Origin of the sequence: Streptomyces sp. NPDC047525 (assembly GCF_040643025.1) — a bacterium.
Classification (GTDB): Bacteria; Actinomycetota; Actinomycetes; order Streptomycetales; family Streptomycetaceae; genus Streptomyces; species Streptomyces durmitorensis.
The window spans coordinates 196,290-222,231 of the sequence record NZ_JBEYTL010000008.1; the positions used below are offsets into that span (position 1 = coordinate 196,290).

The following is a 25,942-nucleotide window of genomic DNA, read 5'->3' on the forward strand; positions in this document are numbered from 1 at the left end:
CCTCACCGGTCTCATTCGACAGGAACCCCATGAGCGACACTTCCCCCTACGGCTTCGAGCTTGTGCGGCGTGGGTACGACCGCGCTCAGGTGGACGAACGTATCTCCAAGCTCGTCTCCGACCGTGACAGCGCTCTTGCTCGTATCACTGCTCTGGAAAAGCGCATTGAAGAGCTGCACCTCGAGACGCAGAACGCGCAGGCGCAGGTAGCCGACGCCGAACCGTCGTACGCGGGTCTCGGCGCGCGTGTCGAGAAGATCCTCCGCCTCGCCGAGGAGGAGGCGAAGGACCTGCGCGAGGAGGCCCGTCGCGCAGCCGAGCAGCACCGTGAGCTCGCCGAGTCGGCGGCCCAGCAGGTGCGCAACGACGCCGAGTCGTTCGCGGCCGAGCGCAAGGCCAAGGCGGAGGACGAGGGCGTCCGGATCGTCGAGAAGGCCAAGGGCGAGGCGGGCACGCTGCGCAGCGAGGCGCAGAAGGACGCCCAGCAGAAGCGCGAGGAGGCGGACGCCCTCTTCGAGGAGACCCGCGCCAAGGCCGCCCAGGCCGCGGCCGACTTCGAGACGAACCTCGCCAAGCGCCGGGAGCAGTCGGAGCGTGACCTGGCCTCGCGTCAGGCCAAGGCCGAGAAGCGTCTCGCGGAGATCGAGCACCGTGCGGAGCAGCTGCGCCTCGAGGCGGAGAAGCTGCGTACGGACGCCGAGCGTCGCGCCCGTCAGACGGTGGAGACCGCTCAGCGTCAGGCCGAGGACATCGTCGCCGATGCGAACGCCAAGGCCGATCGGATCCGTTCGGAATCCGAGCGCGAGCTCGCGGCACTCACCAACCGCCGGGACTCGATCAACGCTCAGCTCACCAACGTGCGCGAGATGCTGGCCACCCTCACGGGTGCGGCGGTGGCTGCCGCCGGTTCGCCCGCCGAGGACGAGCCGGTCTCCCGCGGGGTTCCGGCTCAGCAGACCCGCTGAAGCACCGGGGAGACCTGCGGGCGCGTCGTGGCTGAGCGCGCAGTTCCCCGCGCCCCTGACAGGGCGCCCCGCGAGGCGCTTGCAGAGCCCTCTGCCCAAGTGGCAGGGGGCTCTGTCCCGTTTTAGCGTTGCCGCATGATCGAGCTCGAGGGGCTGACCAAGCGGTACGGCGAGAAACTGGCCGTCAACAACCTCACCTTCACCGTGCATCCGGGCATCGTCACCGGCTTCCTCGGGCCCAACGGCGCGGGCAAGTCCACGACGATGCGGATGATGCTCGGGCTCGACAACCCCACGGCGGGGGCCGCGCGGATCGACGGCAAGCGCTACGCCCAGCTGAAGGATCCCCTCAAGTACATCGGCGCCCTGCTCGACGCCAAGGCCATGCACGGCGGGCGCAGCGCCTTCAATCACCTGCTGTGCCTCGCGCAGAGCAACGGCATCCCGCGCGCCCGCGTCCACGAGGTGCTCGACACCGTCGGCCTGACGCAGGTCGCCAAGAAGAAGGCCAAGGGCTTCTCGCTCGGCATGGGCCAGCGGCTCGGCATCGCGGGCGCGCTGCTCGGCGACCCCGAGATCCTGATGTTCGACGAGCCGGTCAACGGACTCGACCCCGAGGGCATCCACTGGATCCGGAATCTGATGAAGTCCCTCGCCTCGCAGGGCCGTACGGTCTTCGTCTCCTCCCACCTGATGAGCGAGATGGCGCTGACCGCCGACCACCTCGTCGTCATCGGGCAGGGGCGCCTCCTCGCCGACACCTCCATGGCGGACTTCATCCACCAGAACTCGCGCAGTTACGTCCGGCTGCGCTCCCCGCAGCGCGAGCGCCTCCTCGACGTGCTGCACCAGGAGGGCGTCACCGCCGTCGAGGCGGGCAACGGCACCCTTGAGGTCGACGGCACCACCTCGGAGGACCTCGGTGAACTCGCCGCCCGCCATCAGCTCGTACTCCATGAACTGAGCCCCCAGCGGGCCTCGCTCGAAGAGGCCTTCATGCAGCTCACCGCGGAGTCGGTCGAGTATCACGCGCACGCCGACCACGCGGCCCCCGGCGCCGCCCCGCCACCGCCCACGCAGGTCGAGGGCTGGGGCGAGAGCTGGCAGCAGAAGAAGGGGTCCTGAGCGATGGCCGCGACGCAGGTACTGAAGTCGGAGTGGACCAAGATCCGCTCGGTCTCGTCGACCGTGTGGACGCTGGGTCTCGCCGTGGTCGTCACGGTCGGGCTCGGCCTGCTGATCAGCATTCTGGCGAAGAACGACTACGACAACCTCAACGCCCAGGACCGCAGGGTCTTCGACCCGACCTTCACCAGCTTCGCCGGCATGAGCCTCGGCCAGCTCGCGATGATCGTCTTCGGTGTGCTCGTCGTCTCGAACGAGTACAGCACCGGAATGATCCGCACCTCGCTCTCCGCGGTGCCGCAGCGGGCCACCTTCATGGCGAGCAAGGTCGCGGTCGCCACCCTGCTCTGTCTGGTGGTCGGCCTGGTCACGAGCTTCATCGCGTTCTTCGTGGGTCAGGCGATGCTCGGCGAGCACAAGGCCGTGATCAGCGATCCGGGCGTGCTGCGCGCGGTGATCGGCGGCGGGCTCTACATGACGCTCATCGCGATGTTCTCGATGGGCGTCGCGACGATGCTGCGCAGCCCGATGCTGTCGCTGGGCATCCTGATGCCGTTCTTCTTCCTGATCTCCAGCATCCTGGGCAACGTCTCGGCGACGAAGAAGATCGGCCGCTTCCTGCCCGACCAGGCGGGAAGCAAGATCATGCAGGTGAAGACGCCACTGGACGACGACACCCCCTACGGGCCCTGGGGCGGGCTCGCGATCATGGTGGTGTGGGTCGTGGTGGCACTGATCGGCGGCTATACGCTGCTGAAGAAGCGGGATGCCTAGGCCCGCCACGGGGAGCGTGATGGCGCAGGACCGGAGCCTTGCCGCGCTCGGGCTTGATGTCGTGCCCGCCCTGCAGCCGCTGGCCTACCCGGGGCGGCCCGTCCGGGGCCCCTCCCTCCTGACCGGCGACGAGCTCCTGCCCCTCGATGTACGTCCGCTGCCGCTCGGCCGGTGGCACGTGGCGGGGCAGCCGCTCGACGAGGCGCTGGGCGAGCGGGGCGTGGCCCTCGTCGGCCGCCGCCTCCCCGTCATCGCCGTCGGGTCGAACGCCTCGCCCGCGCAGGTCGCGTACAAGCTCATGCGGCGCGGCATCTCCGCCGCCGTGCCGATGGTGCCGGTGCGGGTGCGCGGCATCGCCGTCGGCTGCTCGGCGCACATCGGGCAGGCCGGTTACGTGGCGGCGGCCCCGTATCTCGATCCGGTGGCCGAAACCTCCCTCGTCGTGAGCTGGCTCGATCAGGACCAGTTCCGGGCGGTCGACGCGACGGAGTTCCCCAACTACCGGCGGGCGCTGATCCCTGGCGATGACTTCGCGCTCGCCCTGCCCTCCGGCGAGAAGCTCGACGGCGCCCACCTCTACGTCAGCTCGTACGGCGTCCTCGTCGATCCGGACACCGGCCTGCCCCGCCCCGGCGGCGGCGACCAGGCGGCGCTGCTCGCCTCGCTCCTTTGGGGTTCGCCCGCCCTGCGGCGCCTGCTCGGGCCCGGTCCCGCCGACTGGGTGCAGAAGGCCGCCGGGGACCGTACGCTGCGCGAGCTGGGGACGCGCGCCTTCGCCGACGCGGGCTGGGCGCTGCCGCAGCCGGGCTTCCCTTGACGGGGAGAGTTTTACCCGCTCTTGGCTGGAACCGTCAGCTCCCCGATATCCTCCTAACCCTTACGGGGGCGTGTGCCCCGACGTCCTGAACCATTCGATGGGTGCGGAGAATGATCGAGGCAGTCGGCCTGACGAAGCGCTACGGCGCCAAGACAGCCGTGTACAACCTTTCCTTTCAGGTGCGACCCGGCACGGTCACCGGCTTCCTGGGCCCGAACGGCTCCGGCAAGTCGACGACCATGCGCATGATCCTCGGGCTCGACCAACCCACCACGGGCCAGGTGACGATCGGCGGCTACCCGTACCGCAAGCTCCCCAACGCCCCCCGCCAGGTCGGCGCGCTGCTCGACGCCAAGGCGGTGCACGGCGGCAGGCACGCCCGCAACCACCTTCTGTGCCTCGCCCAGCTCTCCGGCATCCCGGCCCGCCGGGTGGACGAGGTGCTCGGCGTCGTGGGCCTCCAGGAGGTCGCGAAGAAGCGCTCCAAGGGCTTCTCGCTCGGCATGGGCCAGCGGCTCGGCATCGCCGCCGCCCTGCTCGGCGACCCGCAGGTGCTGCTCTTCGACGAGCCGGTCAACGGCCTCGACCCCGAGGGCATCCTCTGGGTCAGGAACCTGATGAAGTCGCTCGCGGCCGAGGGGCGCACGGTCTTCGTCTCCTCGCACCTGATGAGCGAGATGGCGCTCACCGCCGAGCACCTGATCGTGATCGGCCGCGGGCAGCTGCTCGCGGACATGAGCGTCAAGGACTTCATCTCGCACAACTCCGCCGACTTCGCCCGGGTGCGCACGCCGGACACCGACCCGCAGCAGCGCGAGAAGCTCTCGGCCGCGCTGACCGAGGCGGGCGGCCAGGTGATGCCCGAGCAGGACGGCGCGCTGCGCGTGACCGGTCTTCCGCTCCCCCGCATCAGCGACCTCGCGCACGGCGCGGACGTCCGCGTGTGGGAGCTCTCCCCGCACCAGGCCTCGCTGGAAGAGGCGTACATGCGGATGACGCAGGGCGCCGTCGACTACCGCTCGACGGTCGACCAGCGCGCGGGCCTCCAGCAGCAGCTGCCGCCGGGCGCGATGCCGCAGCAGCCGATGCCGGTGGCCGGACAGGGCCAGCCCGGGTGGTACGCACCGCCGCCGCCCCAGCAGGGCGGCCAGCCGTTCGCGATGCCGCAGGGCGCGCCGCAGGGAGCTCCTGCGGCCCCTGGCGCACCCCAGGGCGCCACCCCCAACCCGTACGCGGCCGCCGCCCCGCAGGCGCCCGCCTCCGCCCCCGAGATGACCAAGCGCGACAGCGAGGACCCGCGATGACCACGCCTCCGACTCCGCAGCCGCAGGCGCAGCCCCAGCAGGCGTACGCACAGGCCGGTGCCCCCGTGCCTCAGGGCGCTCCCGTTCCGCAGGGTGCCCCGATGCCGCAGGGCGCCCCGATGGCTCCCCCGCCGGCCGCCCCCGCGCCGCCCTCCGCGTGGCAGCAGGCGATGAACAACGCCTACACCTCGCCGATCCCGGTCAAGAAGACCCACCTCGGCAACGCCCTCGCGTCCGAGTGGACGAAGATCAAGTCGGTCCGCTCGACGATGTGGACCCTCGGCGTCTTCTTCCTCCTGGTCGTCGGCATCGGCCTGCTGGTGGCCGGTCAGACGCAGGACCGGGACTACGCGGACGTGCCGTTCACGATCCCGGCCTTCTTCGGTCTCGTGCTCGGCCAGATCTGCCTGATCACGCTGGGCGTCCTGGTGACGTCGTCCGAGTACGGCACGGGCATGATCCGTACGACGTTCACGGCGTCGCCGCAGCGCTATCGCGTGCTGGCCGCCAAGATCCTGATCTTCTTCGTGATCGCCTTCGTCGTCGCGGCGGGCTCCATCCTGCTCGTGGGCCTGATGACGTCGGGGATGCACAGCGGCCCCGAGGCGGGCGACGTCGACTGGTCGGGCACGGTCCTCAAGGGCGGTCTCTACGTCTCGCTCCTGGGCGTCCTCGCGCTCGCCGCGGGCTCGATGCTGCGCCACTCGGCGGGCGCGATCACCGCGATGCTCGGCGTGGTCCTGGTGCCCGCGATCCTGCCGGTGTTCCTGATGATCTCCGAGGGCACGCGTCCGCTTGGCGAGAAGATGCTGGACTACAACGCCATCAACTCGCTCGCCAAGATCTTCGAGATGGACGGCACGGGCGGCGGCACCTCGCAGCTGCTGCTGCTCGTCGGCGTGACGGCGGCCGCGATCGTCGGCGCCTTCGCCCTCCTGGAGAAGCGCGACGTGTAGCCGTCAGTACCTCGGCGCGTTACGGGACCGCTGCACCCGCGTGGTGCGGCGGTCCTTCGCGTTCCAGCAGGCCTTGTGCCAGTGCCTGCGCTCGTCGACGCCCGAGTGCTCGGGCCAGGCCACCACGTGCGCGACGCCGGAGGGGATCTCCTGGTCGCAGCCGGGGCAGCGGTAGGTCTTGCCGACCGAGCTGGCGCCCGCGACGTGGCGCAGGCTCCACTGCTCGCCCCGCCAGCTCTCGGTGGACTGGAAGCCGCCGTAGCGGCCCGCCGGTTCGCCGTCCGGGCGCGGACTGTCTTCTCCGGCGCCCTTCGGGCGGTTACGACGCGGGGACACGAGACACCTCACGGGATGTACGGGGGCCAGGGGTGTCTCCAGCCTACGCGGCACGCGCAGGGGTAGGCGTACTTCACCAACCCCCACAGATCCCCCCTGCATTCCGCAGAAAATCCGTCAATCTTCATGCCAAGCCGTGCCTTTGGCACGTGTCATGCGTTGTTGCCCGTAGGGGGAGTGCCTGCGTCGGCGCCAAGGAGGCAGGAGAGCGATGCGTGTAGGTAGTTTTGTGCTGGCCGCCCAGTTCCCGGGACAGGGGCAGGGGGAGGCGCTGCACCGAGCGGTGCGGTCCGCCGAGGTGGCCGAGGAGGCGGGCCTCGACTCGGTCTGGCTCGCCGAGCACCACTTCGTGCCGTACGGCACGTGTCCGTCCGCCGTGACCCTTGCCGCGCTCCTTCTCGGGCGTACGCGGCACATCCGCGTCGGGACCGCCGTGAGCGTCCTGCCGACCGTCCATCCGGTCGCCCTGGGCGAGCAGGCGGCGCTGCTGCACCTGACGTCGGGCGGACGCTTCTCGCTGGGCGTGGGGCGCGGTGGTCCGTGGGTGGACCTGGAGGTCTTCGGGTCCGGTCTCGACGCGTACGAGAAGGACTTCCCGGACTCCCTCGACCTGCTGCTGCGGTGGCTGAGCGAGCCCCGGGTCGCGAGCGACGGGGGCCGCTTCTCCTTCCGCGAGGTCGCCGTGGTGCCACGGCCGCAGGAGGCGCTGACCGGCTCGGGCACCGACGCCGAGGAGTCGGCCGGCGGCCCGGAGGTGATCGTCGCCTGCACCTCTCCGTCCAGCGTGCGGCTCGCGGCGGAGCGCGGTCTGCCGATGCTGCTCGGCATGCACGTCGGCGACGAGGAGAAGGCCGAAATGGTGGCGTTGTGGCGCAGGCACGCGCGCGCCGCGGGGCGTACGCCGGAGGAGGTCCACCGGGCGCCGCACGTCTCCGCGGGGGTCGCGCAGATCGCGGACCGGCGTCTGGACGCGACGGAGACGCTGCAGAAGGCGATGCCGGGGTGGCTCAAGCAGGGACTTGACGCTCATGTCACGGTCGACGGCCGCGCGCGGTCCATGCGGGACCCGCTCGCGTACACCGAACTGCTCTGCGGACTGCATCCGGTGGGTACCCCTCAGCTGTGCGCGGACCGGATCGCGGCCACGTCGGAGCGCACCGGGATCACACGCTTCGCGCTGCTTGTCGAGGGCTCGGGCGACCTGGCGACGACGGAGGAGAACGTCCGAAGGCTGGGTGCCGAAGTGCTGCCCCAGCTCGGCTGAGCCGCTGGGGCGGGGAGCTGCCGCTCCGGTACTAGAACACCTCCCGCGTACGGAGCGGCAGCAAAAGGCGTCAGCAGTCCCGCAGTTCGGGCGACTGGTTGAGCAGCTGCCCCCGGATCGAGGTGAACCGGGCGAGCCTGTCGTCCACGGACGCATCGAGCGGGAACACCGCCACACGGTGGCAGTTCTGGAATGCGAGACGCACTCCGAAGTGGCGCTGCAGAGCGCCGCGAATGGCGTCACTCGCGAGCGCCCGCAGGAGCTGGCCGCGCGCCTGCTCGCTTGGCGGCGGCGTCTGGTTGTCGGCGAACTCGCCGCCGTCAACCTTCAGCTGGGCCACCAGGGAGCTGATCATCTCCCATGCGTAGGGCAGGGAGGTCCGGACGCAGTCGACGAATTCCGCTTCATCGACCTCGCCTCGCTCGGCCTGTTCCAACAGCGCCGGTGAGACGTCGAGCGACATGGGTTCTCCTCTCGCACCCCCGGGGAGCGGGGGCTTCCGGACAGGGAAGAAGCTCGCACACGCAGCGTGCACGCATGACGACCTCCTGCTTATACGGTAAGCACCGGACCCGCGCTGCACCAGGAGATTGGGAACATAACCGGCCAGGATCGAACAGGTTCATCGCCGGAGGAATCGCGCGCACCACCTGGGGTCGAGTAGCGTTGCGCCCCATGCGTCTCGTCATTGCCCGATGCTCCGTGGATTACGCGGGCCGGCTCACCGCCCATCTCCCGTCGGCCCCTCGCCTGATCCTTGTGAAGGCGGACGGCAGTGTCTCGATCCACGCCGACGACCGGGCCTACAAACCCCTCAACTGGATGTCCCCGCCCTGCACCTTGAAGGAGGGGACGGGGGACGACTCAGGTGTCTGGACCGTCGTGAACAAGGCGGGCGAGAAACTCATCATCACGATGGAGGAGATCCTGCACGACTCCTCGCACGAATTGGGCGTCGATCCCGGCCTCATCAAGGACGGCGTGGAAGCACACCTTCAGGAGCTGCTCGCCGACCGGATCGAGACGCTCGGAGAGGGCTACTCACTGATCCGGCGCGAGTACATGACGGCGATCGGCCCGGTGGACATCCTCTGCCGCGACGCCGACGGACAGACCGTCGCCGTCGAGATCAAGCGGCGCGGCGAGATCGACGGTGTCGAGCAACTCACCCGTTATCTCGAGCTGTTGAACCGCGACCCGCACCTGGCCCCCGTCAAGGGCATCTTCGCCGCCCAGGAGATCAAGCCGCAGGCCCGCGTGCTGGCCACGGACCGCGGCATCGGCTGCACCGTCCTGGACTACAACGCGATGCGCGGCATCGAGGACGACAAGCTGCGCCTGTTCTAGAAGTCCGGTCACGTACGTGAGGGCCGGGTCCTGTGGACCCGGCCCTCTTGCTTGCGTACGTGCGTCTTGCTTGCGTACGTGCGTCAGATCGTCGACGCCGAGCCGGACGTGCTGTCGCTCGTCGCCGGGCTGCTCGCGGGGCCGCTCGCCGAGTCCGACGTGTCCGGGGACGACGGCGGGTCCGGCGTCGGATCCGTGCTCGGCGGCGGAGTCGTCGGCGGCGGTGTCGTCGGCGGCTTCGTCGTGGGCGGCTTGGTCGTCGGCGGCTTCGTGGTCGGCGGCTTGGTCGTCGGCGGTTTCGTCGTCGGCGGCTTCGTCGTCGGCTTGTCCGTGGGCTTGTCGGACGGCTTGCCGCTGTCGCTCGGCTCGTCCGACGGTTCGCCGCTCTCGCTCGGCGTGCCGTCGTCCTCGGTGCCGGGGACGTTGTCCGGGCCGTCGCTGTCCGGGCGGCTCGTCGAGTCCTTCGCCGGCTTGTCGGCGGTCAGACCGTCGTCGCCCTGGTCCTCGCTCGCCGACTGCTCCGTCTTGACCTTGTCCGGCGGGTCGTCGTTGCCGTCGGACGTCGCGCCGAGCGTGACCACCGTGCCGAGCACGGCGGCGAGCAGGGCTCCCGCGCCCGCCGCCACGAGATTGCGCCGGGTGCCGTTCACGATGGAGCGGCGGGTCGGTGCCGGGCCTGCGCCCGCGGCGGGCGAGGCCTTGCGGGTGACCAGGGTCTCGGGCTCCGGGGGCGGTGCGGGCAGCGCGAACGCCGCCGGTACGCCACCGGGGGGCGATGCCGACTCCTCGTAGCGCGCGTCGGGCACTTCTTCGCCCGCGGCCGTGCTCGTGCCGGAGAGCACGCCGCCCGAGCGGTCGGCGACCAGGGCGAGGGCCCTGCGGCCCGCGATCATGCCCCGCTTGTCGGCGAGCGCGCCGCGCAGGCCGATGGAGGCCTCAAGCTCGACGCGGGCCCGGTCGAGCTGTCCGCCGCAGAGCGCGAGGATGCCGAGCTCGTGGTGGAAGTACGCCTCTTCGGCGACCTCTCCCGCGGTCCGTGCCGCCTCCTGGCCCGACCGCAGGGCACGCTCCCACGCGCCCCAGTCGAGCCCTCCCGCGAAGGCGGGCGCGACGGTGCGGGCGAGCAGCACGGCGGCGCTCTCCTCACTGCCGACGGAAGCCCCCGACGCGGACTGCCCCGCGACCAGGACGCCCAGCGCGGCGAGCACCGCGTCCGCCTCGGCCACGACCCGCTCAGGGCCCACCGAGGGGTGCCCTGCCCACCAGGCGTAGTGCTGGGCGGCGCTCTGGGCGCGCTCGGCGGCGTCGTCCGCGTACCCGGACGCCTCCAGTTGCGTGCGCACCCCGGCGGCGAGGCGGTAGTGCGAGCCGACCGCCGTGACGAGCGCGGTGGAGACGAGCTCGGCGAGAGCCGCGTCCGCGTGGGTGTCCCCCACGAGGGCGGGCAGATGCGCCTGGTGCGGCAGCTCGCCGCCGAGCGCGACGGCGAACCGCAGCGTGGTGCGCGCCGACGGGCTCAGCCGGGACGCGAGCAGCACCGCGGGCGCCGCTCCGTCGGCGAGCGAGGGCAGCGGGACGTCGTGGCCCTCGGCGCCGAAGGGCGCGTCGACCGGGGCTTCGGTGTAGTAGCCGTACTCGTCGAAGGCGTTCGGGTCGGCGCGCAGCTGGTCGCGCTGGCGCAGCAGGGCGCCCGCCTGGACGAAGCGCAGGGGCAGGCCCTCCGACTCGAACCACAGGTCGCCCGCCCAGCTCGCCTCGTCGTCGGTGAGGACGCGGCCGACGGCGCGCTCCAGGAGTTCGAGGCCGCCGCTGCGGCCCAGGCCGCCGAGGAAGACCTCTTCGAGGTGCGAATCGGGTGACGGCGCCGCGACGTCGGGCGTCGCGGCGATCAGGAAGGCGCACTCGGGCGTGGCCTCGAGCAGCTCCTCCAGGGCGGCCGCGCCGAACTCCAGGTCGTCCAGGACGACGACCGCGCCGATCTCGTGGACGAGTTCGAGCAGCAGGGCCCGGTCGGGCCGGTGCAGGGGTGCGTTGTAGACCGTCCCGAAGAGGTCCTGGAGCAGGTCGCCGGGCGTCTTGTGGTAGCCGGAGAGCCGGACGACGCCGTCCGGTGCGAGGTCCGCGCAGTCCTCTGCGACGGCGTTCAGGAGCGCCGTGCGCCCCGAGCCCGCGGGTCCGGTGAGCCGCACCGAGCGCCCGCGTGCGAGCAGGCGCACGAGCCGCTCGCGATCCTCCTGCCGCTCGATGAGCGGCATCCGGGGCAGTGCGGGCCCCGGCGGCACGGGCGGCGCGGCGGCGCGGCGCAGCTCGGCACGCTCGGCGGCGGTGCGCTTGACGGGTCGTGCGGGCAGCTCGCCCGGCGGGCAGGCTTCGATCTCGCTGCCGTCGACGGGGTTCACGGTGAGCAGGAAGTCGCCCGACACGAGCTGGACGGTGCGGGCGAGTACGGGCGTGGGCTGCCCGAAGTCGGGTGTCAGAGGATCGCGCGGTGGTCGCACGGGACGCGCCGAATCGTCGTCGTTGATGCCGTCATGGCCGTACTCTTCCGGTCCCCGGTTCATCGGGTCCATGGTCAAAGCCCCCCAGATGCGTCGTGTACACAGCCCCCTCCGGCCTTGTGCACACTGCGCTGTCGCTTCTGGTCCGGTGCCCCCGCTCGGGCGTCTGTCTTCGTCATGACGGTGGGCGACCGAACCCTAGACCTTCGCTCAGTATCTCCGAACGGGCGGGGTACCGCTCCGTCCGAGACGTCACAGTCTCGTGAGGATTGTGCGCGAGATGCGTTTCACTCCCAGATCGGCTGGGGATCCTCGCGGATCACACACGGGGCAGCGATTCGACACCGATTCCGCCCTCGATGGCAAGGATCCGGTGCAGCCGGGTGGCCACGAGCAAGCGCTGCATCTGCGGCGGCACACTGCGCAGCACGAGGCGGCGTCCGCACCGTCCCGCGCGCCGGTGCGCGCCCATGATGACGCCGAGTCCCGTGGCGTCCCACGAGTCGAGTTCGGACAGGTCGAGCACCAGGTCTCCGGCTCCGTCGTCGACGGCCGAGTGCAGGACCGTTCGGGCGTCCGCCGCGCTGCGTACGTCGAGGCGTCCCCCGACGACCAGCTGGGCCTGGTCGCCCCTGATGTGCATATGCGCTCCCCGAGAGTGCTGAGTTTCCTGTGACGTCTGTTCCGTAAGGCGTCTGCGTATGTCACTGCAACTGACTGCCGCATGGGCAAGGAAGTTGCCGTCTGTAAGCGAACCGATACCGAATTCACTCCGAGGGGTGACCCCGCAAGGGAGGGAGCAGACGTCAGTGCTTGTAGAACCCCTGCCCGCTCTTGCGGCCGATGTCACCGGCGTCAACCATCCGGCGCATCAGCTCGGGCGGTGCGAACTTCTCGTCCTGGGACTCCGTGTAGATGTTGCTCGTGGCGTGCAGCAGGATGTCGACGCCCGTCAGATCGGCGGTCGCCAGCGGTCCCATGGCGTGTCCGAAGCCGAGCTTGCAGGCGATGTCGATGTCCTCGGCGGTGGCGACGCCCGACTCATAGAGCTTCGCGGCCTCGACGACGAGCGCCGAGATCAGACGGGTCGTCACAAAGCCGGCGACGTCGCGGTTCACGACGATGCAGGTCTTGCCGACTGACTCGGCGAACTCACGCGTGCGGGCGAGGGTTTCGTCGCTGGTCTTGTAGCCGCGCACCAGTTCGCACAGCTGCATCATCGGCACCGGCGAGAAGAAGTGCGCGCCCACGACACGCTCCGGACGCTCCGTCACGGCGGCGATCTTCGTGATCGGGATGGCGGAGGTGTTCGACGCGAGCACGGCGTCCTCGCGCACGATCTTGTCGAGCGTACGGAAGATCTCGTGCTTGACCTCGAGCTTCTCGAAGACGGCCTCGACGACGATGTCCGCGTCGGCGACGGCGTCCATGTCGGTGCTCGTCGTGATGCGCCCGAGCGCCGCTTCGGCGTCCTCGGCGGCGAGCTTGCCCTTGCTCACGAACTTGTCGTACGACGCCTTGATCCCGTCGGTGCCACGGGTCAGGGCCTCATCGGTGACGTCCCGCAGGACGACGTCCCAGCCCGCCTGGGCGGAGACCTGTGCGATGCCGGACCCCATGAGTCCGGCTCCGATGACGGCGAGCTTCCGTGCCACTGTTCCGACTCCCCTACCGCTTATCACGCCTGGCTTACACGCTGTTTACGTTTGCCCTTCCGGCGGACATTAGCGGTCGTGAGCGTGCCTGTGGCGGTGAAGAGATGCGCGTCACGTCTCAGATGACGGACATCACACTGGTACGCCTCATTCGGCGCCGCGCACCGCGTAGTTGAGGACCTTTTCGCCCAGCAGGTCCTCCATCTCGTCCAGCAGGACGAGGGCGTCGCGGGAGACTTCGGCGGGCTTGCGGCACTTGGTCATCTCGTCGCCGATCCAGGCCATGAGCGTGCTGTGGACCCACGAGAGCTGACCCGCGATCAGTCCGGGCATGGGGTCGCCGTCGGCGGCCCCGGCTTCCTCGGCGAGGGTCTTCGTGAGGTGGCCGAGCGCCTGCTGCTGGATCTCCCAGAGCCGGGAGCGCAGGGCGTGAGCCTCGGTGATGACCTTCATGAAGTCGGCCCAGCCCGGGAACAGCCCGACGTGCGGCGAGACGCCCTCGACGTCCGAGCGCAGTGCGCGCAGGACGGCTGCGGCCGCGGACTCCCCCGGCCCGCGTCCGCGCACGTACCCGGAGAGCCGGTCGACGACGGCCTCGCCCCGGTCGAGGAAGAGGTCCTCCTTGACCGGGAAGTAGTTGTAGACCGTGTTCACGGAGACGTCCGCGGCTTCCGCGACCTCCGCGACGGTCACCGTGACGAAGCCGTGCTCCAGGAAGAGCCCCGTCGCGATGTCCGAGATCCGCTGCTTGGTCTGCCGCTTCTTGCGCTCCCTGAGTCCTTCAGCCATGGGTCCACCCTACGACCACTGGCTAGGGCAACTGAAAACTTGGAGTCATTGCAAAATTTAAGAGACTCTGTTTTTGTGGTCGCCATGGCAATCATCAGCACGGCAGGCCTCACCCAGACCTTCCGGACCAAGCGCGGCACCGTCGAAGCCGTGCGCGGCATCGACCTGACCGTCGCCCCCGGCGAGATCCTCGGCTTCCTCGGACCCAACGGCGCGGGCAAGACGACGACGCTGCGCATGCTCACCACGCTCCTGGCGCCCACCGGCGGCGCCGCCACCGTCGCGGGCTGCGACCTGGCGAGCGACCCGGCCGCCGTCCGGCGCAGGATCGGGTACGTCGCCCAGTCCGGCGGCGTCGACCTCAACATCTCCGTACGCGAGGAGCTGGTCACCCAGGGCCGCCTCTACCGCCTGACGAAGCCTCAGGCATCGGCCCGCGCCGAGGAGCTGGCCGCCGACCTGGGCCTGGGCGACCTCCTCGACCGCAAGTGCGCGACCCTCTCCGGCGGCCAGCGACGGCGGCTCGACATCGCCATGGGCCTGATGCACCGGCCCGAGGTGCTCTTCCTCGACGAACCGACCACGGGCCTCGACCCGGGCAGCAGGGCCGACCTGTGGGCGCTCGTGCGGCGGCTGCGCGACGACCACGGCACCACCGTCGTCCTGACCACGCACTACCTCGACGAGGCCGACGCGCTCTGTGACCGCCTCGTCGTCATCGACAAGGGCGTCGTGGTCGCCGAGGGCACGCCGAGCGCGCTCAAGCTCCGGTACGGCGGCTCGATCGACGCCTCGCTCCAGGACACGTTCCTTGCCGTCACCGGGCGCGACCTCGCCCCCAAGGACACGGCGCCGGTCGCCGTATGAACCCCCACGATCTCCCCTCGGACCCCAGGACCTCACTCATGTCTGCGTTTCTCTCCGACACCGCACTGATCTTCGGGCGGTACGCCCGTCAGACCCTGCGCTCCAAGTTCCAGATCCTCTTCGGCGTCCTGATGCCGCTGCTCTACCTGCTCTTCTTCGGCCCGCTCCTGACCGATCTGCCGCTCGGCTCGCGCGGTGACTCCTGGCAGGTGCTCGTGCCGGGCCTGCTGCTCCAACTCGGCCTGTTCGGCGCCTCGTACAGCGGATTCGCGATCATCATCGAGAAGCAGTTCGGCGTGGTGGAGCGGATGCGGGTGACGCCGGTCAGCCGGCTCGCGCTCCTTCTCGGGCGGGTGCTCCGCGATGCCGCGCTCTTCGTCTTCCAGGCGGTGCTGCTCGTCCTCGCGGCCGTGGTGATGGGGCTGCGGGCGCCGCTGGCCGGCATCCTCATCGGCTTCGCGTTCGTGGGGGTCCTGACGGTCGTCCTCGCGTCCCTCTCGTACGCGCTCGCCCTGCTCGTCTCCAAGCCGCACGAGTTCGGCCCCGTCATCAACGCGGTGAGCATGCCCTCGATGCTCCTCTCCGGCCTGATGCTGCCGATGGCACTCGCGCCTGGCTGGCTGGACGTGCTCTCGCACTTCATGCCGTTCCGCTATCTCGTGGACGCGGTGCGGGCCGCCTATGTGGGCGAGTACGCGAGCACGGCGATGCTGTACGGCGTCCTGACGGCGGCCGCGCTCACGCTCGGGTCCGTGACGGTGGGCACACGTGTCTTCCGGAAGGCGGGCGCGTAACTAGGCTGGCCCCATGGTCAATCTGACGCGCATCTACACCCGGACCGGCGACCAGGGCACGACGGCCCTCGGCGACATGAGCAGGACCGCCAAGACCGATCTGCGGATCTCGGCGTACGCCGACGCCAACGAGGCCAACGCCGCGATCGGCACCGCGATCGCGCTCGGCGCGCTCGACGAAGAGGTCGTGAAGGTCCTGGTCCGGGTCCAGAACGACCTCTTCGACGTGGGCGCCGACCTGTCCACGCCGGTCGTGGAGGACCCCAAGTTCCCGCCGCTGCGCGTCGAGCAGTCGTACATCGACAAGCTGGAGCAGGACTGCGACCGCTTCCTCGAGGAGCTGGAGAAGCTCCGCAGCTTCATCCTGCCGGGCGGCACGCCGGGCGCGGCCCTGCTGCACCAGGCGTGCACGGTGGTGCGGCGGGCCGAGCGGTCCACGTGGGCGGCGTTCGAGGTGCACGGAGAGGTCATGAATCCGTTGACGGCCACCTACCTCAACCGCCTCTCCGACCTGCTCTTCATCCTCGCGCGTACGGCGAACAAGGCGGTCGGCGATGTGCTGTGGGTGCCGGGCGGTGAGCGCTAGAGCTTGCTGAGGAAGCTCGGGCGGTCGTCCTTGGCGGACTCCACCGCCGGAGCCTTCTTCGGGAAGACCGTGTACGTCGCCGCGATGATCACGTTGATGCCGATCAGCCACAGCATCCTCTGCTGCCACCCCCGCAGCGAACCGATGTCGCCGTCGTCCCCGACGTAGAGGATCGCGCCCTGCAGCAGGGCCATGGCGATGAGTCCCGCCAGGATCCAGCGGGCGGCGATCTTCCACTCGTGGATCGCGCGGGCCACGCCGTACTTGGGGGTCGAGGGCGGCGGGCCGCCCGCGAAGCGGTGGGCGACGCGGACGTCCACCCACTTGATCGTGTAGTGGCCGAGCGCGACGGAGTAGCCGATGTAGACGGCTGCCAGACCGTGCTTCCAGTCCGGCTCCGCGCCGTTCCTCAGGTCGATCGCGGTGACGACGAAGAGGACGACCTCCAGGATCGGCTCGCACAGCAGTACGGCGATGCTCGCTCGCGGCATCTTCGCCCAGTACCGCAGGGCAAGGCCGCCCGCCAGCAGCAGCCAGAAGCCGACCTCGCAGATGATGATCAGTGTGACGATCACGGTTCGCTCCTCTCGGTCACCCTTCCAGGCTCCCGCCGGACCGGCCGCGGATCATCGTCGGCAGTGACGAAGTGGGACTGCATCGTTCGATGTAGCGCGCGGTTCCTCCCTCAGGATCAGGCATCGCCACGGCGCGCCGTGTTGGATGGACGCATGGCCTTGTCCCTTCCCCGCCCGCACCGCGTCGACGTACGGATCGCCGTGGGCAGCGTGCTCGCCGGGCTCGCGTGGTGGGGTCTCGGGCTTCACATGCAGACGGACCGGCTGTTCGGCGGCACCTGGGCGCTGATCCCGCTCTTCGTCCTCGCCGGTCTTGAGCTGCTGCGCAGGAGCAGACCGCAGTTCGCCCTGGTCGTCGGCACGCTCGCGCTGGTCGCCGATCAGTTCACGGCGGGCAATCTGGCCTCGGTCATGATGTTCACGGACATCATGTACGCGGCCGTGGTGTACGGAACTCCGGCCGCCGCCCGGCGCATCCCGGTCACCACGGGGCTGATCACGGTGGCGGTGACGATCGGCTTCCTGGCCTGGTTCAGGGAGCCGGAGGCGATCCTCATCGGCGTCGTCACCGGCCTGGTCTCCTTCGGCCCCGCGACCACCGGTGTTCTCGTGCGCACCCACCGCGAGGCCGCCGTCGCCGCGCGCCTGCGGGCCGAACAGACCGCGCTGCTCGCCGAGATGGACCGGGTGCAGGCCATCACCGCCGAGCGCGCCCGCATGGCCCGCGAGCTGCACGACATGGTCGCCAACCACCTCTCGGCCATCGCCATCCACTCCACGGCCGCGCTCTCCCTCGACGACCCGAAGACCACCCGGGACGCGCTCGCCGTCATCCGCGAGAACAGCGTCGAGGGCCTGGCCGAGATGCGCCGCCTCATCGGGATCCTCCGGGATTCGAGCGACGACCGGGAGCCGACGGCCGCACCCACCCTGGACGGCCTCGGCTCCCTGATCGCAGGCGCTCGTACCAATGGTCTGGACGTCACCCTCGACGACACCCGCGGCCCGGACGACTCCAAGCTCCCCGCCCCGGTCGAGCTCGCGGCGTACCGCATCATCCAGGAGTCCCTGACCAACGCCCTGAAGCATGCGTCGCCCGGCCTGGTGACGGTGACCCTCACCCAGCGAAGGCGCGCCCTCGACATCCGCGTGACCAGCCCTTACGGCTCCCCCTCCGGCCCCCGCGCCCCGGGCTCCGGAGCCGGTCTCGTCGGGATGCGGGAGCGCACCGAACTCCTGGGCGGCACCTTCGAGTCGGGGCCCGAGAGCAGCGCCGCCCCCGGCGACGAGAAGGTGTGGAGCGTGTACGCGACCCTGCCCGTCGACCCCTCAGACCTCGATCCCGCAGACGAAGGAGTGACCGAATGATCCGAGTGCTCGTCGCCGAGGACCAGTCCGCCGTACGGGCGGGACTCGTCCTGATCCTGCGCAGCGCGCCCGACATAGAGGTGGTCGGCGAGGCGTCGGACGGCGAGGAGGCGGTCGCCCTCGCCCGTGAACTGCGGCCCGATCTGGTGCTCATGGACATCCAGATGCCGCGCCTCGACGGGGTGTCGGCGACGCGTCAGGTCGTCGCCGAAGAGCTCTCGGACGTGCTCGTCCTGACCACCTTCGACCTCGACGAGTACGTCTTCGGGGCGCTGCGCGCGGGCGCCTCCGGGTTCCTCCTGAAGAACACCGAGGCCAAGGACCTCCTGGAGGCGGTCCGTGCGGTCGGCCGCGGCGAGGGCCTGATCGCCCCTGCCGTCACACGGCGGCTCATCGCCGAGTTCGCGGCCCCGAAGAACACGCGGCCCGCGCGCCGCGAGAACGGACCCGATCCCGCCATCCTCGACACCCTCACCCGCCGCGAGCGCGAGGTGCTCGCGTGCCTCGGCGAAGGACTCTCGAACGCGGAGATCGCGGGCCGTCTGGACATGGCGGAGGCGACGGTGAAGACCCACGTCAGCCGGTTGCTCGGCAAGCTGGAGCTGCGCAGCAGAGTCCAAGCCGCCGTCCTGGCGCAGGAGTTGGGCGTATAAGTCGCGAGATCGCGGGCCGGACCGACGCAATCCGGCCAATGGTTCAGACCTCTTGACCGCTGGTCCAGACCTTTCTATTCTCACCGCACTGCGGTGAGCACTCCCCCACGTGTTCCACGTGCTCACGGGCGGCGCAGGGATCCACCCCTATGACCCCCCGGATCTCACCCGAGGAGCACACCTTGCGCACCTTGCGCTTCAGACACAGAGCCGTGGCAGGCCTCACCACCCTGCTGCTCCCGCTCGCCACCCTGGTCGCGCTCGGCGCCCCCGCCGAAGCCGCACCGGAAGCCGCCCCCGCGGCCACCGCCACGTACGCCAAGACCCAGGACTGGGGCAGCGGCTTCGAGGGCAAGTGGACCGTCAAGAACACCGGCACCACCTCCATCAGCTCCTGGAACGTCGCGTGGGACTTCCCCACCGGCACCAAGGTGACCTCCGCCTGGGACGCCACCGTCACCAACTCCGGCAACCGCTGGACCGCCAAGAACCTCGGCTGGAACGGGACGCTCGCCCCCGGCGCCTCTGTCTCCTTCGGCTTCAACGGCTCGGGCCCCGGCTCACCCTCCAACTGCACGCTCAACGGCGGCAGTTGTGACGGCGGCAGCGTCCCCGGCGACAACCCTCCCTCGGCACCGGGCACCCCCACCGCGTCCGACATCACCAACACCTCGGTGAAGATCGCCTGGAGCGCGGCCACCGACGACAAGGGCGTCAAGAACTACGACGTCCTGCGCGACGGCTCCAAGGTCGCGACGGTCACCGGGACCTCGTACGCCGACAGCGGCCTGACCGCGGGCACCGACTACTCGTACACGGTCCAGGCCCGCGACACCGCGGACCAGACAGGACCGGCGTCCGGCGCCGTCAAGGTGCACACGACGGGCGGCGGCGACCCGGGTCCAGGGCCCGGTGACAAGGTCAAGCTCGGCTACTTCACCCAGTGGGGCGTCTACGGCCGCAACTACCACGTGAAGAACATCGACACCTCGGCCTCCGCCTCCAAGATCACGCACATCAACTACGCCTTCGGCAACGTCCAGGGCGGCAAGTGCACGATCGGCGACGCCTACGCCGACTACGACAAGGCCTACACCGCCGACCAGTCCGTCGACGGCAAGGCCGACACCTGGGACCAGCCCCTGCGCGGCAACTTCAACCAGCTGCGCAAGCTCAAGGCCAAGCACCCGAACCTGAAGGTCCTGTGGTCCTTCGGCGGCTGGACCTGGTCCGGCGGCTTCACCGACGCGATGAAGAACCCGGCCGCCTTCGCCAAGTCCTGCCACGACCTCGTGGAGGACCCGCGCTGGGCCGACGTCTTCGACGGCATCGACCTGGACTGGGAGTACCCCAACGCCTGCGGCCTGACCTGCGACACCAGCGGCCCCGCATCGATGAAGAACATGATGCAGGCGTTCCGCACCGAGTTCGGCAAGGACGCCCTGGTCACCGCCGCGATCACCGCCGACGGCTCCAGCGGCGGCAAGATCGACGCGGCCGACTACGGCGGCGCGTCGCAGTACGCCGACTGGTACAACGTGATGACGTACGACTTCTTCGGCGCCTGGGCGGCCAAGGGCCCCACGGCCCCGCACTCCCCGCTCACCTCCTACGCCGGCATCCCGCAGGACGGCTTCAACTCCGCCGACGCGATCTCGAAGCTGAAGGCGAAGGGCGTCCCCGCCGCCAAGCTCCTGCTCGGCATCGGCTTCTACGGCCGCGGCTGGACGGGCGTCACACAGAAGGAACCGGGCGGCACGGCCACGGGCGCGGCGCCCGGGACGTATGAGGCGGGCATCGAGGACTACAAGGTCCTCAAGAACAGCTGCCCGTCCAACGGCACCATCGCCGGTACGGCCTACGCCCACTGCGGCAACAACTGGTGGTCGTACGACACCCCGGCGACGGTCAAGAGCAAGATGGCCTGGTCGAAGCAGCAGGGCCTGGGAGGCGCCTTCTTCTGGGAGTTCAGCGGTGACACCACCAACGGCGAGTTGGTGAGCGCCATCAATGACGGCCTGAAGTAGCGGGGGCCGTCCCTCCATGGACGAAGCCGGGAAGACAAGAACGCCCCTTGTCTTCCCGGCTTCTCGTTGTCAGGGTCCGCGGGCCGTACGTGGCTGGTCGCGCCCACGCGGCGGAGCCGCACATGTCACAGCCCCGCGCCCCCTCGGGCGCGTACCTCTACGCCACGTTCACCCGCTGGCCGGGAGGCGCCGCCTCAAGCCAGGCCAGGAAACCGGTGAGCGCGTCCTCGCCCATCGCCAGCTCAAGGCGGACGCCGCGGTGCAGACAGCCGAGCACGATCGCGTCCGAGAGCAGCGCGAGCTCCTCCTCGCCGTCCGGAGCACGGCGGTCGACGACCTCGATGGCCGAGCGCTCCAGGGTCCGGCGCGGCCGGGGAGCGTACGAGAAGACGCGGTACCACTCGATCCGGTCGCCGTTGTAGCGGGCGACCCCGTAGCCCCAGCCCTTGCCGGAGGTGTCGCCCTTCTCCGGGGCGTCCCAGCGCAGGCTGCAGTCGAAGGTGCCGCCGGACCGCTGGATGAGCCGGCGCCGCAGTCCGAAGACGAAGAGCCCCACCAACACCAGCGCGACCAATACGAGTCCGCACACGAGCAGAGTGAGGATCATCGGCACCGACCTCCTCGCCTGTTCGAAACGGACCAACAGAATTGCACCCGCATTGCCTCAGCCGCGACCCGGTCCGGATTGCTCCGGACCTGGCCGCGGCTGAGTCACGTCAACGCCGACACGCTGGTTTCAGCGCGACGACACCGCCCGCAGTCGGACGTCCGCACGACGCTCGGCGGAGGCGTCGGCCTCCGACTTCGCGCGCTCGAGCGCCCGCTCCGCACGCTGGACATCGATCTCGTCCGACAGCTCGACGATCTCAGCAAGCAGTGACAGCTTGTTGTCCGCGAAGGAGACGAATCCTCCGTGGACGGCGGCGACGACAGTGTTGCCGTCGCTCGTACGAATGGTCACAGGGCCCGACTCCAGCACACCCAGAAGCGGCTGGTGACCGGGCATGACGCCGATGTCGCCGGACGTGGTGCGCGCGACGACCAGGGTGGCCTCGCCGGACCAGACACTGCGGTCCGCGGCGACCAGCTCGACATGCAGCTCAGCAGCCAAGGGTGGCTCCTCGGGTCACCACCCGGCGGCTCCGCCGGGTGTTGGGTCAAATTCTAGTGGGCGTATCGGGAGGGGCGGGACTCGCCCACCCCTCCCGTGAGTCACGGACTCAGGAGACGCCGAGCTCCTTGGCCTTCGCCTTCAGGTCCTCGATGCCACCGCACATGAAGAACGCCTGCTCGGGGAAGTGGTCGTACTCACCGTCGATGATCGAGTTGAACGCGGCGATCGACTCGTCGAGCGGCACGTCCGAACCGTCCAGGCCGGTGAACTGCTTGGCGGCGTGGGTGTTCTGCGACAGGAAGCGCTCGACGCGACGGGCGCGCTGAACGACCAGCTTGTCCTCTTCGCTGAGCTCGTCGATGCCGAGGATCGCGATGATGTCCTGGAGGTCCTTGTACTTCTGCAGGATTCCCTTGACGCGCATGGCGGCGTCGTAGTGGTCCTGCGCGATGTAGCGCGGGTCCAGGATGCGGGACGTCGAGTCCAGCGGGTCCACCGCCGGGTAGATGCCCTTCTCCGAGATCGGACGCGACAGCACGGTCGTCGCGTCGAGGTGCGCGAAGGTCGTGGCCGGGGCCGGGTCGGTGAGGTCGTCCGCGGGGACGTAGATCGCCTGCATCGAGGTGATCGAGTGACCACGCGTCGAGGTGATGCGCTCCTGGAGGAGACCCATCTCGTCGGCGAGGTTCGGCTGGTAGCCCACCGCGGAGGGCATACGGCCGAGCAGCGTCGAGACCTCGGAACCGGCCTGCGTGAAGCGGAAGATGTTGTCGATGAAGAACAGCACGTCCTGCTTCTGCACATCGCGGAAGTACTCCGCCATGGTCAGACCGGCCAGGGCGACACGCAGACGCGTGCCCGGCGGCTCGTCCATCTGGCCGAAGACCAGGGCGGTCTTGTCCAGAACGCCCGACTCTTCCATCTCGTCGATGAGGTCGTTGCCCTCACGCGTGCGCTCGCCGACACCGGCGAACACGGAAACGCCCTCGTGCAGCTTGGCCACACGCATGATCATTTCCTGGATGAGGACGGTCTTGCCGACGCCCGCTCCACCGAACAGACCGATCTTTCCACCCTTGACGTACGGGGTGAGAAGGTCGACGACCTTCAGGCCGGTCTCGAACATCTCGGTCTTGGACTCGAGCTGGTCGAAGGCCGGGGCCTTGCGGTGGATGGGCCAGCGCTCGGTGACGTCGGCCTCGGCCTCGGGGTGGTTCAGGATCGCACCGAGGGTGTTGAACACCTTGCCCTTGGTGATGTCACCGACGGGCACGGTGATGCCCGAGCCCGTGTCGGTCACCGCGGCCTGGCGGACCAGACCGTCGGTGGGCTGCATCGAGATGGCGCGGACGATGCCGTCGCCGAGGTGCTGGGCAACCTCGAGCGTCAGCGTCTTCTTCTCGCCGTCCTTGGCCGGGTCGGCCACCTCGACGTGAAGGGCGTTGTAGATCTCCGGCATCGCGTCGACGGGGAACTCCACGTCGACGACCGGGCCGATCACCCGGGCGACGCGGCCCGTGGCAACGGCCGTATCAACAGTGGTCGTCATTACTTGTCACTCCCCGCAGAAGCGTCGGCCAGGGCACTGGAGCCACCGACGATCTCGCTGATTTCCTGGGTGATTTCGGCCTGGCGGGCCGCGTTGGCAGAACGGGTGAGAGCGTTGATCAGGTCACCCGCGTTGTCGGTCGCCGACTTCATCGCGCGGCGCGTGGCGGCGTGCTTGGAAGCAGCCGACTGGAGCAGCGCGTTGTAGATACGGCTCTCGACGTAGCGCGGCAGAAGGGCGTCAAGGACGTCCTCCGCCGACGGCTCGAAGTCGTACAGCGGGCGGGCCTCGTCCGTCGTGCCCGCCTCCTCCGCGACCTTGTCGAGGCTGAGCGGGAGCAGCCGGTCACCGGTTGCTTCCTGCGTCATCATCGAGATGAACTCGGTGTAGACGATGTGGAGTTCATCCACGCCGCCCTCCGCCGTCTCCGTCTCGATGGCCTCGATCAGGGGGGCCGCGATCGTCTTGGCGTCCGCGTAGGAAGGGGCATCGGTGAAGCCCGTCCACTGCCCGGAGATCTTCCGCTCACGGAAGTTGTAGTGCGCGATGCCACGGCGGCCGACGATGTACGTGTCGACCTCCTTGCCCTCGTCCTGCAACTTCTTGGTGAGCTTCTCCGCACCCTTGATGGCGTTGGAGTTGAAGGCGCCGGCCAGGCCGCGGTCGCTCGAGAGGAGCAGGACAGCGGCCCGGGTCGGAGCCTCGGCCTCGGTGGTCAGCGGGTGCTTGTCGTTCGCACCCGTGGCCACCGCGGTGACCGCGCGGGTCAGCTCGGTCGCGTACGGAGTGGAGGCGGTCACCTTGCGCTGTGCCTTGACGACACGCGAGGCGGCGATCATCTCCATCGCCTTGGTGATCTTCTTGGTCGCGGTGACGGATTTGATGCGACGCTTGTAGACCCGGAGCTGGGCTCCCATGAGTCAGGTCCCTTCCGTCGTCACTTGGACGCGTCGACGGCAGCCGGAGCGTCCTCGCCGAGCAGCTTGCCGTCCGAGGTCTCGAACTGCTTCTTGAACTCGGCGACGGCGTCGGTGATGGCCGTGATCGTGTCGTCGGACATCTTGCCGCCCTCCTTGATGGAGGTCATCAGGCCCTGCTCCTTGCGGTGCAGGTAGTCGAGCAGCTCGCGCTCGAAACGCCGGATGTCGACGACCGGTACCTCGTCCATGCGGCCCGTGGTGCCGGCCCAGATGGAGATGACCTGGTCCTCGGTGGCCATCGGCTGGTACTGAGCCTGCTTGAGCAGCTCGACCATCCGCTGACCGCGCTCGAGGGAGGCCTTCGAGGCGGCGTCCAGGTCGGAACCGAAGGCGGCGAACGCCTCCAGCTCGCGGTACTGGGCGAGGTCCACGCGCAGACGGCCCGAGACCTGACGGATCGCCTTGTGCTGGGCGGAGCCACCGACACGGGAGACCGAGATACCGACGTTCAGGGCCGGACGCTGACCGGCGTTGAACAGGTCGGACTCCAGGAAGCACTGACCGTCGGTGATGGAGATGACGTTGGTCGGAATGAACGCCGACACGTCGTTCGCCTTGGTCTCGACGATCGGCAGACCCGTCATCGAGCCCTTGCCCATCTCGTCCGAGAGCTTCGCGCAGCGCTCGAGCAGACGCGAGTGCAGGTAGAAGACGTCACCCGGGTAGGCCTCGCGCCCCGGCGGGCGGCGGAGCAGCAGGGACACGGCGCGGTAGGCGTCGGCCTGCTTCGAGAGGTCGTCGAAGATGATGAGGACGTGCTTGCCCTCGTACATCCACTGCTGGCCGATGGCCGAACCGGTGTAGGGCGCCAGGTACTTGAAGCCCGCCGGGTCGGACGCCGGGGCGGCGACGATGGTCGTGTACTCGAGCGCGCCGGCCTCTTCGAGGGCACCGCGCACGGAGGCGATGGTGGAACCCTTCTGACCGACGGCGACGTAGATGCAGCGCACCTGCTTGTTCACGTCGCCCGAGCGCCAGTTGTCGCGCTGGTTGATGATCGTGTCGACGGCCAGGGCGGTCTTGCCGGTCTGGCGGTCGCCGATGATCAGCTGACGCTGGCCACGGCCGATCGGGGTCATCGCGTCGACGGCCTTGTAGCCGGTCTCCATCGGCTCGTGGACCGACTTGCGGTCCATGACCGTGGGGGCCTGCAGCTCGAGGGCGCGGCGTCCGGACGTCTCGATCTCGCCGAGTCCGTCGATCGGGGCGCCGAGCGGGTCGACGACGCGGCCGAGGTAGCCCTCGCCCACCGCGACGGACAGGACCTCGCCGGTACGGGTGACCGGCTGGCCCTCTTCGATGCCGCTGAACTCGCCGAGTACGACGGCGCCGATCTCGCGCTCCTCAAGGTTGAGGGCGAGACCGAGGGTGCCGTCCTCGAACTTCAGCAGCTCGTTGGCCATGGCCGAGGGGAGGCCCTCGACCTTCGCGATACCGTCACCGGCAACGGTGACCGAACCGACCTCCTCGCGCGAGGCCGCGTCCGGCTTGTACGCCTGGACAAAGTTCTCCAGTGCGTCCCGGATCTCCTCCGGCCGGATCGTGAGCTCCGCCATCTGGGTTCCCTGCTCTCCTTGTTGGGCCCGAAGTTTCACTTTG

Annotated in this window: 26 protein-coding genes; 14 read left to right on the forward strand and 12 right to left on the reverse strand. The window is 69.6% G+C overall.

Translation table 11 applies throughout. The features are described 5' to 3' along the window. Positions 1-29: 29 nt before the first annotated feature. From ABZ833_RS24325 to ABZ833_RS24350, 6 genes are all read left to right on the forward strand, one after another. Positions 30-965, forward strand: a complete 936-nt coding sequence (locus tag ABZ833_RS24325) for a cellulose-binding protein (RefSeq protein ID WP_249587715.1) — start codon at positions 30-32, stop codon at positions 963-965. A gap of 135 nt (positions 966-1,100) precedes the next feature. Then, complete coding sequence (locus ABZ833_RS24330; protein WP_361049949.1) at positions 1,101-2,090, forward strand: ABC transporter ATP-binding protein; 990 nt, start codon at positions 1,101-1,103, stop codon at positions 2,088-2,090. Between the two features lie 3 nt (positions 2,091-2,093). Next, on the forward strand, positions 2,094-2,864 hold the full coding sequence (locus tag ABZ833_RS24335; protein WP_361049951.1) for an ABC transporter permease: 771 nt from the start codon (positions 2,094-2,096) through the stop codon (positions 2,862-2,864). Beyond that, positions 2,857-3,681 (forward strand): hypothetical protein, encoded by an 825-nt coding sequence (locus tag ABZ833_RS24340; protein WP_361049953.1) that lies wholly within the window; start codon positions 2,857-2,859, stop codon positions 3,679-3,681. The genes ABZ833_RS24335 and ABZ833_RS24340 overlap by 8 nt, the downstream gene beginning before the upstream one ends. Before the next feature lie 110 nt (positions 3,682-3,791). After that, positions 3,792-4,985: an ABC transporter ATP-binding protein gene (locus ABZ833_RS24345; RefSeq protein ID WP_361049955.1), complete on the forward strand. Its 1,194-nt coding sequence runs from the start codon at positions 3,792-3,794 to the stop codon at positions 4,983-4,985. Positions 4,986-5,155: 170 nt separating this feature from the next. Further along, positions 5,156-5,941 (forward strand): ABC transporter permease, encoded by a 786-nt coding sequence (locus tag ABZ833_RS24350; protein ID WP_361050782.1) that lies wholly within the window; start codon positions 5,156-5,158, stop codon positions 5,939-5,941. A gap of 3 nt (positions 5,942-5,944) precedes the next feature. Here the strand turns inward: ABZ833_RS24350 and ABZ833_RS24355 are convergent, their stop codons facing one another. After that, complete coding sequence (locus ABZ833_RS24355; protein ID WP_361049957.1) at positions 5,945-6,277, reverse strand: ATP/GTP-binding protein; 333 nt, start codon at positions 6,275-6,277, stop codon at positions 5,945-5,947. 211 nt (positions 6,278-6,488) lie between these two features. Between ABZ833_RS24355 and ABZ833_RS24360 the strand changes: the two genes are divergently transcribed. Beyond that, the gene (locus ABZ833_RS24360; protein WP_361049959.1) at positions 6,489-7,541 is read left to right on the forward strand and encodes an LLM class flavin-dependent oxidoreductase; all 1,053 of its coding nucleotides are present in this window, start codon (positions 6,489-6,491) and stop codon (positions 7,539-7,541) included. Positions 7,542-7,611: 70 nt separating this feature from the next. Here the strand turns inward: ABZ833_RS24360 and ABZ833_RS24365 are convergent, their stop codons facing one another. Next, positions 7,612-8,004, reverse strand: a complete 393-nt coding sequence (locus ABZ833_RS24365) for an SCO5389 family protein (protein ID WP_361049961.1) — start codon at positions 8,002-8,004, stop codon at positions 7,612-7,614. A gap of 212 nt (positions 8,005-8,216) precedes the next feature. Between ABZ833_RS24365 and nucS the strand changes: the two genes are divergently transcribed. Further along, positions 8,217-8,888 carry an endonuclease NucS gene (gene nucS, locus ABZ833_RS24370; RefSeq protein ID WP_361049963.1) on the forward strand — a complete coding sequence of 224 codons (672 nt, stop codon included), beginning with the start codon at positions 8,217-8,219 and terminating at the stop codon, positions 8,886-8,888. Positions 8,889-8,971: 83 nt separating this feature from the next. On the opposite strand, the gene ABZ833_RS24375 is transcribed toward nucS, so the two are convergent. From ABZ833_RS24375 to ABZ833_RS24390, 4 genes are all read right to left on the reverse strand, one after another. After that, the gene (locus ABZ833_RS24375) at positions 8,972-11,458 is read right to left on the reverse strand and encodes an ATP-binding protein (protein ID WP_361049965.1); all 2,487 of its coding nucleotides are present in this window, start codon (positions 11,456-11,458) and stop codon (positions 8,972-8,974) included. A gap of 247 nt (positions 11,459-11,705) precedes the next feature. After that, positions 11,706-12,029 carry an STAS domain-containing protein gene (locus ABZ833_RS24380; protein WP_160507247.1) on the reverse strand — a complete coding sequence of 108 codons (324 nt, stop codon included), beginning with the start codon at positions 12,027-12,029 and terminating at the stop codon, positions 11,706-11,708. A 163-nt stretch (positions 12,030-12,192) separates the two neighbouring features. Further along, a complete protein-coding gene (locus ABZ833_RS24385; protein ID WP_361049968.1) occupies positions 12,193-13,041 on the reverse strand; it encodes a 3-hydroxyacyl-CoA dehydrogenase family protein in 849 nt (282 codons plus the stop codon). A 147-nt stretch (positions 13,042-13,188) separates the two neighbouring features. After that, positions 13,189-13,830 carry a TetR/AcrR family transcriptional regulator gene (locus ABZ833_RS24390; RefSeq protein WP_361049971.1) on the reverse strand — a complete coding sequence of 214 codons (642 nt, stop codon included), beginning with the start codon at positions 13,828-13,830 and terminating at the stop codon, positions 13,189-13,191. Between the two features lie 84 nt (positions 13,831-13,914). On the opposite strand from ABZ833_RS24390, the gene ABZ833_RS24395 reads away from it, so the two are divergent. The 3 genes from ABZ833_RS24395 to ABZ833_RS24405 are packed head-to-tail and all read left to right on the forward strand — an operon-like array spanning position 13,915 to position 16,077. Next, on the forward strand, positions 13,915-14,697 hold the full coding sequence (locus ABZ833_RS24395) for an ATP-binding cassette domain-containing protein (RefSeq protein ID WP_361049974.1): 783 nt from the start codon (positions 13,915-13,917) through the stop codon (positions 14,695-14,697). Positions 14,698-14,735: 38 nt separating this feature from the next. Further along, a complete protein-coding gene (locus ABZ833_RS24400; RefSeq protein ID WP_344530682.1) occupies positions 14,736-15,491 on the forward strand; it encodes an ABC transporter permease in 756 nt (251 codons plus the stop codon). A 13-nt stretch (positions 15,492-15,504) separates the two neighbouring features. After that, positions 15,505-16,077: a cob(I)yrinic acid a,c-diamide adenosyltransferase gene (locus tag ABZ833_RS24405; RefSeq protein ID WP_361049978.1), complete on the forward strand. Its 573-nt coding sequence runs from the start codon at positions 15,505-15,507 to the stop codon at positions 16,075-16,077. Here the strand turns inward: ABZ833_RS24405 and ABZ833_RS24410 are convergent. Beyond that, the gene (locus ABZ833_RS24410) at positions 16,074-16,652 is read right to left on the reverse strand and encodes a hypothetical protein (RefSeq protein WP_361049981.1); all 579 of its coding nucleotides are present in this window, start codon (positions 16,650-16,652) and stop codon (positions 16,074-16,076) included. The genes ABZ833_RS24405 and ABZ833_RS24410 overlap by 4 nt on opposite strands. A 153-nt stretch (positions 16,653-16,805) precedes the next feature. Here ABZ833_RS24410 and ABZ833_RS24415 point away from each other — a divergent pair, with 153 nt between their 5' ends. From ABZ833_RS24415 to ABZ833_RS24425, 3 genes are all read left to right on the forward strand, one after another. Then, positions 16,806-18,020, forward strand: a complete 1,215-nt coding sequence (locus ABZ833_RS24415) for a histidine kinase (protein ID WP_361049984.1) — start codon at positions 16,806-16,808, stop codon at positions 18,018-18,020. Further along, the gene (locus ABZ833_RS24420; RefSeq protein WP_361049987.1) at positions 18,017-18,673 is read left to right on the forward strand and encodes a response regulator transcription factor; all 657 of its coding nucleotides are present in this window, start codon (positions 18,017-18,019) and stop codon (positions 18,671-18,673) included. Before ABZ833_RS24415 ends, ABZ833_RS24420 begins: the two co-directional genes overlap by 4 nt. Positions 18,674-18,864: 191 nt before the next feature. Then, a complete protein-coding gene (locus ABZ833_RS24425) occupies positions 18,865-20,700 on the forward strand; it encodes a glycoside hydrolase family 18 chitinase (protein ID WP_361050784.1) in 1,836 nt (611 codons plus the stop codon). A 157-nt stretch (positions 20,701-20,857) separates the two neighbouring features. Here ABZ833_RS24425 and ABZ833_RS24430 read toward each other — a convergent pair whose 3' ends face one another. The 5 genes from ABZ833_RS24430 to atpA all read right to left on the reverse strand — a co-directional run bounded on the left by ABZ833_RS24430 (position 20,858) and on the right by atpA (position 25,899). Continuing rightward, positions 20,858-21,307: a DUF2550 domain-containing protein gene (locus ABZ833_RS24430; protein WP_361049990.1), complete on the reverse strand. Its 450-nt coding sequence runs from the start codon at positions 21,305-21,307 to the stop codon at positions 20,858-20,860. A 129-nt stretch (positions 21,308-21,436) separates the two neighbouring features. Next, positions 21,437-21,811 (reverse strand): F0F1 ATP synthase subunit epsilon, encoded by a 375-nt coding sequence (locus ABZ833_RS24435; protein WP_361049993.1) that lies wholly within the window; start codon positions 21,809-21,811, stop codon positions 21,437-21,439. A gap of 109 nt (positions 21,812-21,920) precedes the next feature. Further along, positions 21,921-23,363, reverse strand: coding sequence for a F0F1 ATP synthase subunit beta (gene atpD, locus ABZ833_RS24440; RefSeq protein WP_249587735.1), 1,443 nt, complete (start codon positions 23,361-23,363; stop codon positions 21,921-21,923). Further along, entirely contained in the window at positions 23,363-24,280 is a 918-nt protein-coding gene (locus tag ABZ833_RS24445; protein WP_361049997.1) for a F0F1 ATP synthase subunit gamma, read from the reverse strand. Before ABZ833_RS24445 ends, atpD begins: the two co-directional genes overlap by 1 nt. A 20-nt stretch (positions 24,281-24,300) precedes the next feature. Beyond that, positions 24,301-25,899, reverse strand: coding sequence for a F0F1 ATP synthase subunit alpha (gene atpA, locus ABZ833_RS24450; RefSeq protein WP_249587737.1), 1,599 nt, complete (start codon positions 25,897-25,899; stop codon positions 24,301-24,303). Positions 25,900-25,942 lie beyond the last annotated feature (43 nt).

What these genes read in the sequence shown, in the direction of transcription:
- ABZ833_RS24325 (WP_249587715.1), top strand. Translation starts at nt 30, where the DNA reads ATGAGCGACACTTCCCCCTACGGCTTCGAGCTTGTGCGGCGTGGGTAC.
- ABZ833_RS24330 (WP_361049949.1), top strand. Translation starts at nt 1,101, where the DNA reads ATGATCGAGCTCGAGGGGCTGACCAAGCGGTACGGCGAGAAACTGGCC.
- ABZ833_RS24335 (WP_361049951.1), top strand. Translation starts at nt 2,094, where the DNA reads ATGGCCGCGACGCAGGTACTGAAGTCGGAGTGGACCAAGATCCGCTCG.
- ABZ833_RS24340 (WP_361049953.1), top strand. Translation starts at nt 2,857, where the DNA reads ATGCCTAGGCCCGCCACGGGGAGCGTGATGGCGCAGGACCGGAGCCTT.
- ABZ833_RS24345 (WP_361049955.1), top strand. Translation starts at nt 3,792, where the DNA reads ATGATCGAGGCAGTCGGCCTGACGAAGCGCTACGGCGCCAAGACAGCC.
- ABZ833_RS24350 (WP_361050782.1), top strand. Translation starts at nt 5,156, where the DNA reads ATGAACAACGCCTACACCTCGCCGATCCCGGTCAAGAAGACCCACCTC.
- ABZ833_RS24360 (WP_361049959.1), top strand. Translation starts at nt 6,489, where the DNA reads ATGCGTGTAGGTAGTTTTGTGCTGGCCGCCCAGTTCCCGGGACAGGGG.
- ABZ833_RS24365 (WP_361049961.1), bottom strand. Translation starts at nt 8,004, where the DNA reads ATGTCGCTCGACGTCTCACCGGCGCTGTTGGAACAGGCCGAGCGAGGC.
- nucS (WP_361049963.1), top strand. Translation starts at nt 8,217, where the DNA reads ATGCGTCTCGTCATTGCCCGATGCTCCGTGGATTACGCGGGCCGGCTC.
- ABZ833_RS24375 (WP_361049965.1), bottom strand. Translation starts at nt 11,458, where the DNA reads ATGGACCCGATGAACCGGGGACCGGAAGAGTACGGCCATGACGGCATC.
- ABZ833_RS24380 (WP_160507247.1), bottom strand. Translation starts at nt 12,029, where the DNA reads ATGCACATCAGGGGCGACCAGGCCCAGCTGGTCGTCGGGGGACGCCTC.
- ABZ833_RS24390 (WP_361049971.1), bottom strand. Translation starts at nt 13,830, where the DNA reads ATGGCTGAAGGACTCAGGGAGCGCAAGAAGCGGCAGACCAAGCAGCGG.
- ABZ833_RS24395 (WP_361049974.1), top strand. Translation starts at nt 13,915, where the DNA reads ATGGCAATCATCAGCACGGCAGGCCTCACCCAGACCTTCCGGACCAAG.
- ABZ833_RS24400 (WP_344530682.1), top strand. Translation starts at nt 14,736, where the DNA reads ATGTCTGCGTTTCTCTCCGACACCGCACTGATCTTCGGGCGGTACGCC.
- ABZ833_RS24405 (WP_361049978.1), top strand. Translation starts at nt 15,505, where the DNA reads ATGGTCAATCTGACGCGCATCTACACCCGGACCGGCGACCAGGGCACG.
- ABZ833_RS24415 (WP_361049984.1), top strand. Translation starts at nt 16,806, where the DNA reads ATGGCCTTGTCCCTTCCCCGCCCGCACCGCGTCGACGTACGGATCGCC.
- ABZ833_RS24420 (WP_361049987.1), top strand. Translation starts at nt 18,017, where the DNA reads ATGATCCGAGTGCTCGTCGCCGAGGACCAGTCCGCCGTACGGGCGGGA.
- ABZ833_RS24430 (WP_361049990.1), bottom strand. Translation starts at nt 21,307, where the DNA reads ATGATCCTCACTCTGCTCGTGTGCGGACTCGTATTGGTCGCGCTGGTG.
- atpD (WP_249587735.1), bottom strand. Translation starts at nt 23,363, where the DNA reads ATGACGACCACTGTTGATACGGCCGTTGCCACGGGCCGCGTCGCCCGG.
- ABZ833_RS24445 (WP_361049997.1), bottom strand. Translation starts at nt 24,280, where the DNA reads ATGGGAGCCCAGCTCCGGGTCTACAAGCGTCGCATCAAATCCGTCACC.
- atpA (WP_249587737.1), bottom strand. Translation starts at nt 25,899, where the DNA reads ATGGCGGAGCTCACGATCCGGCCGGAGGAGATCCGGGACGCACTGGAG.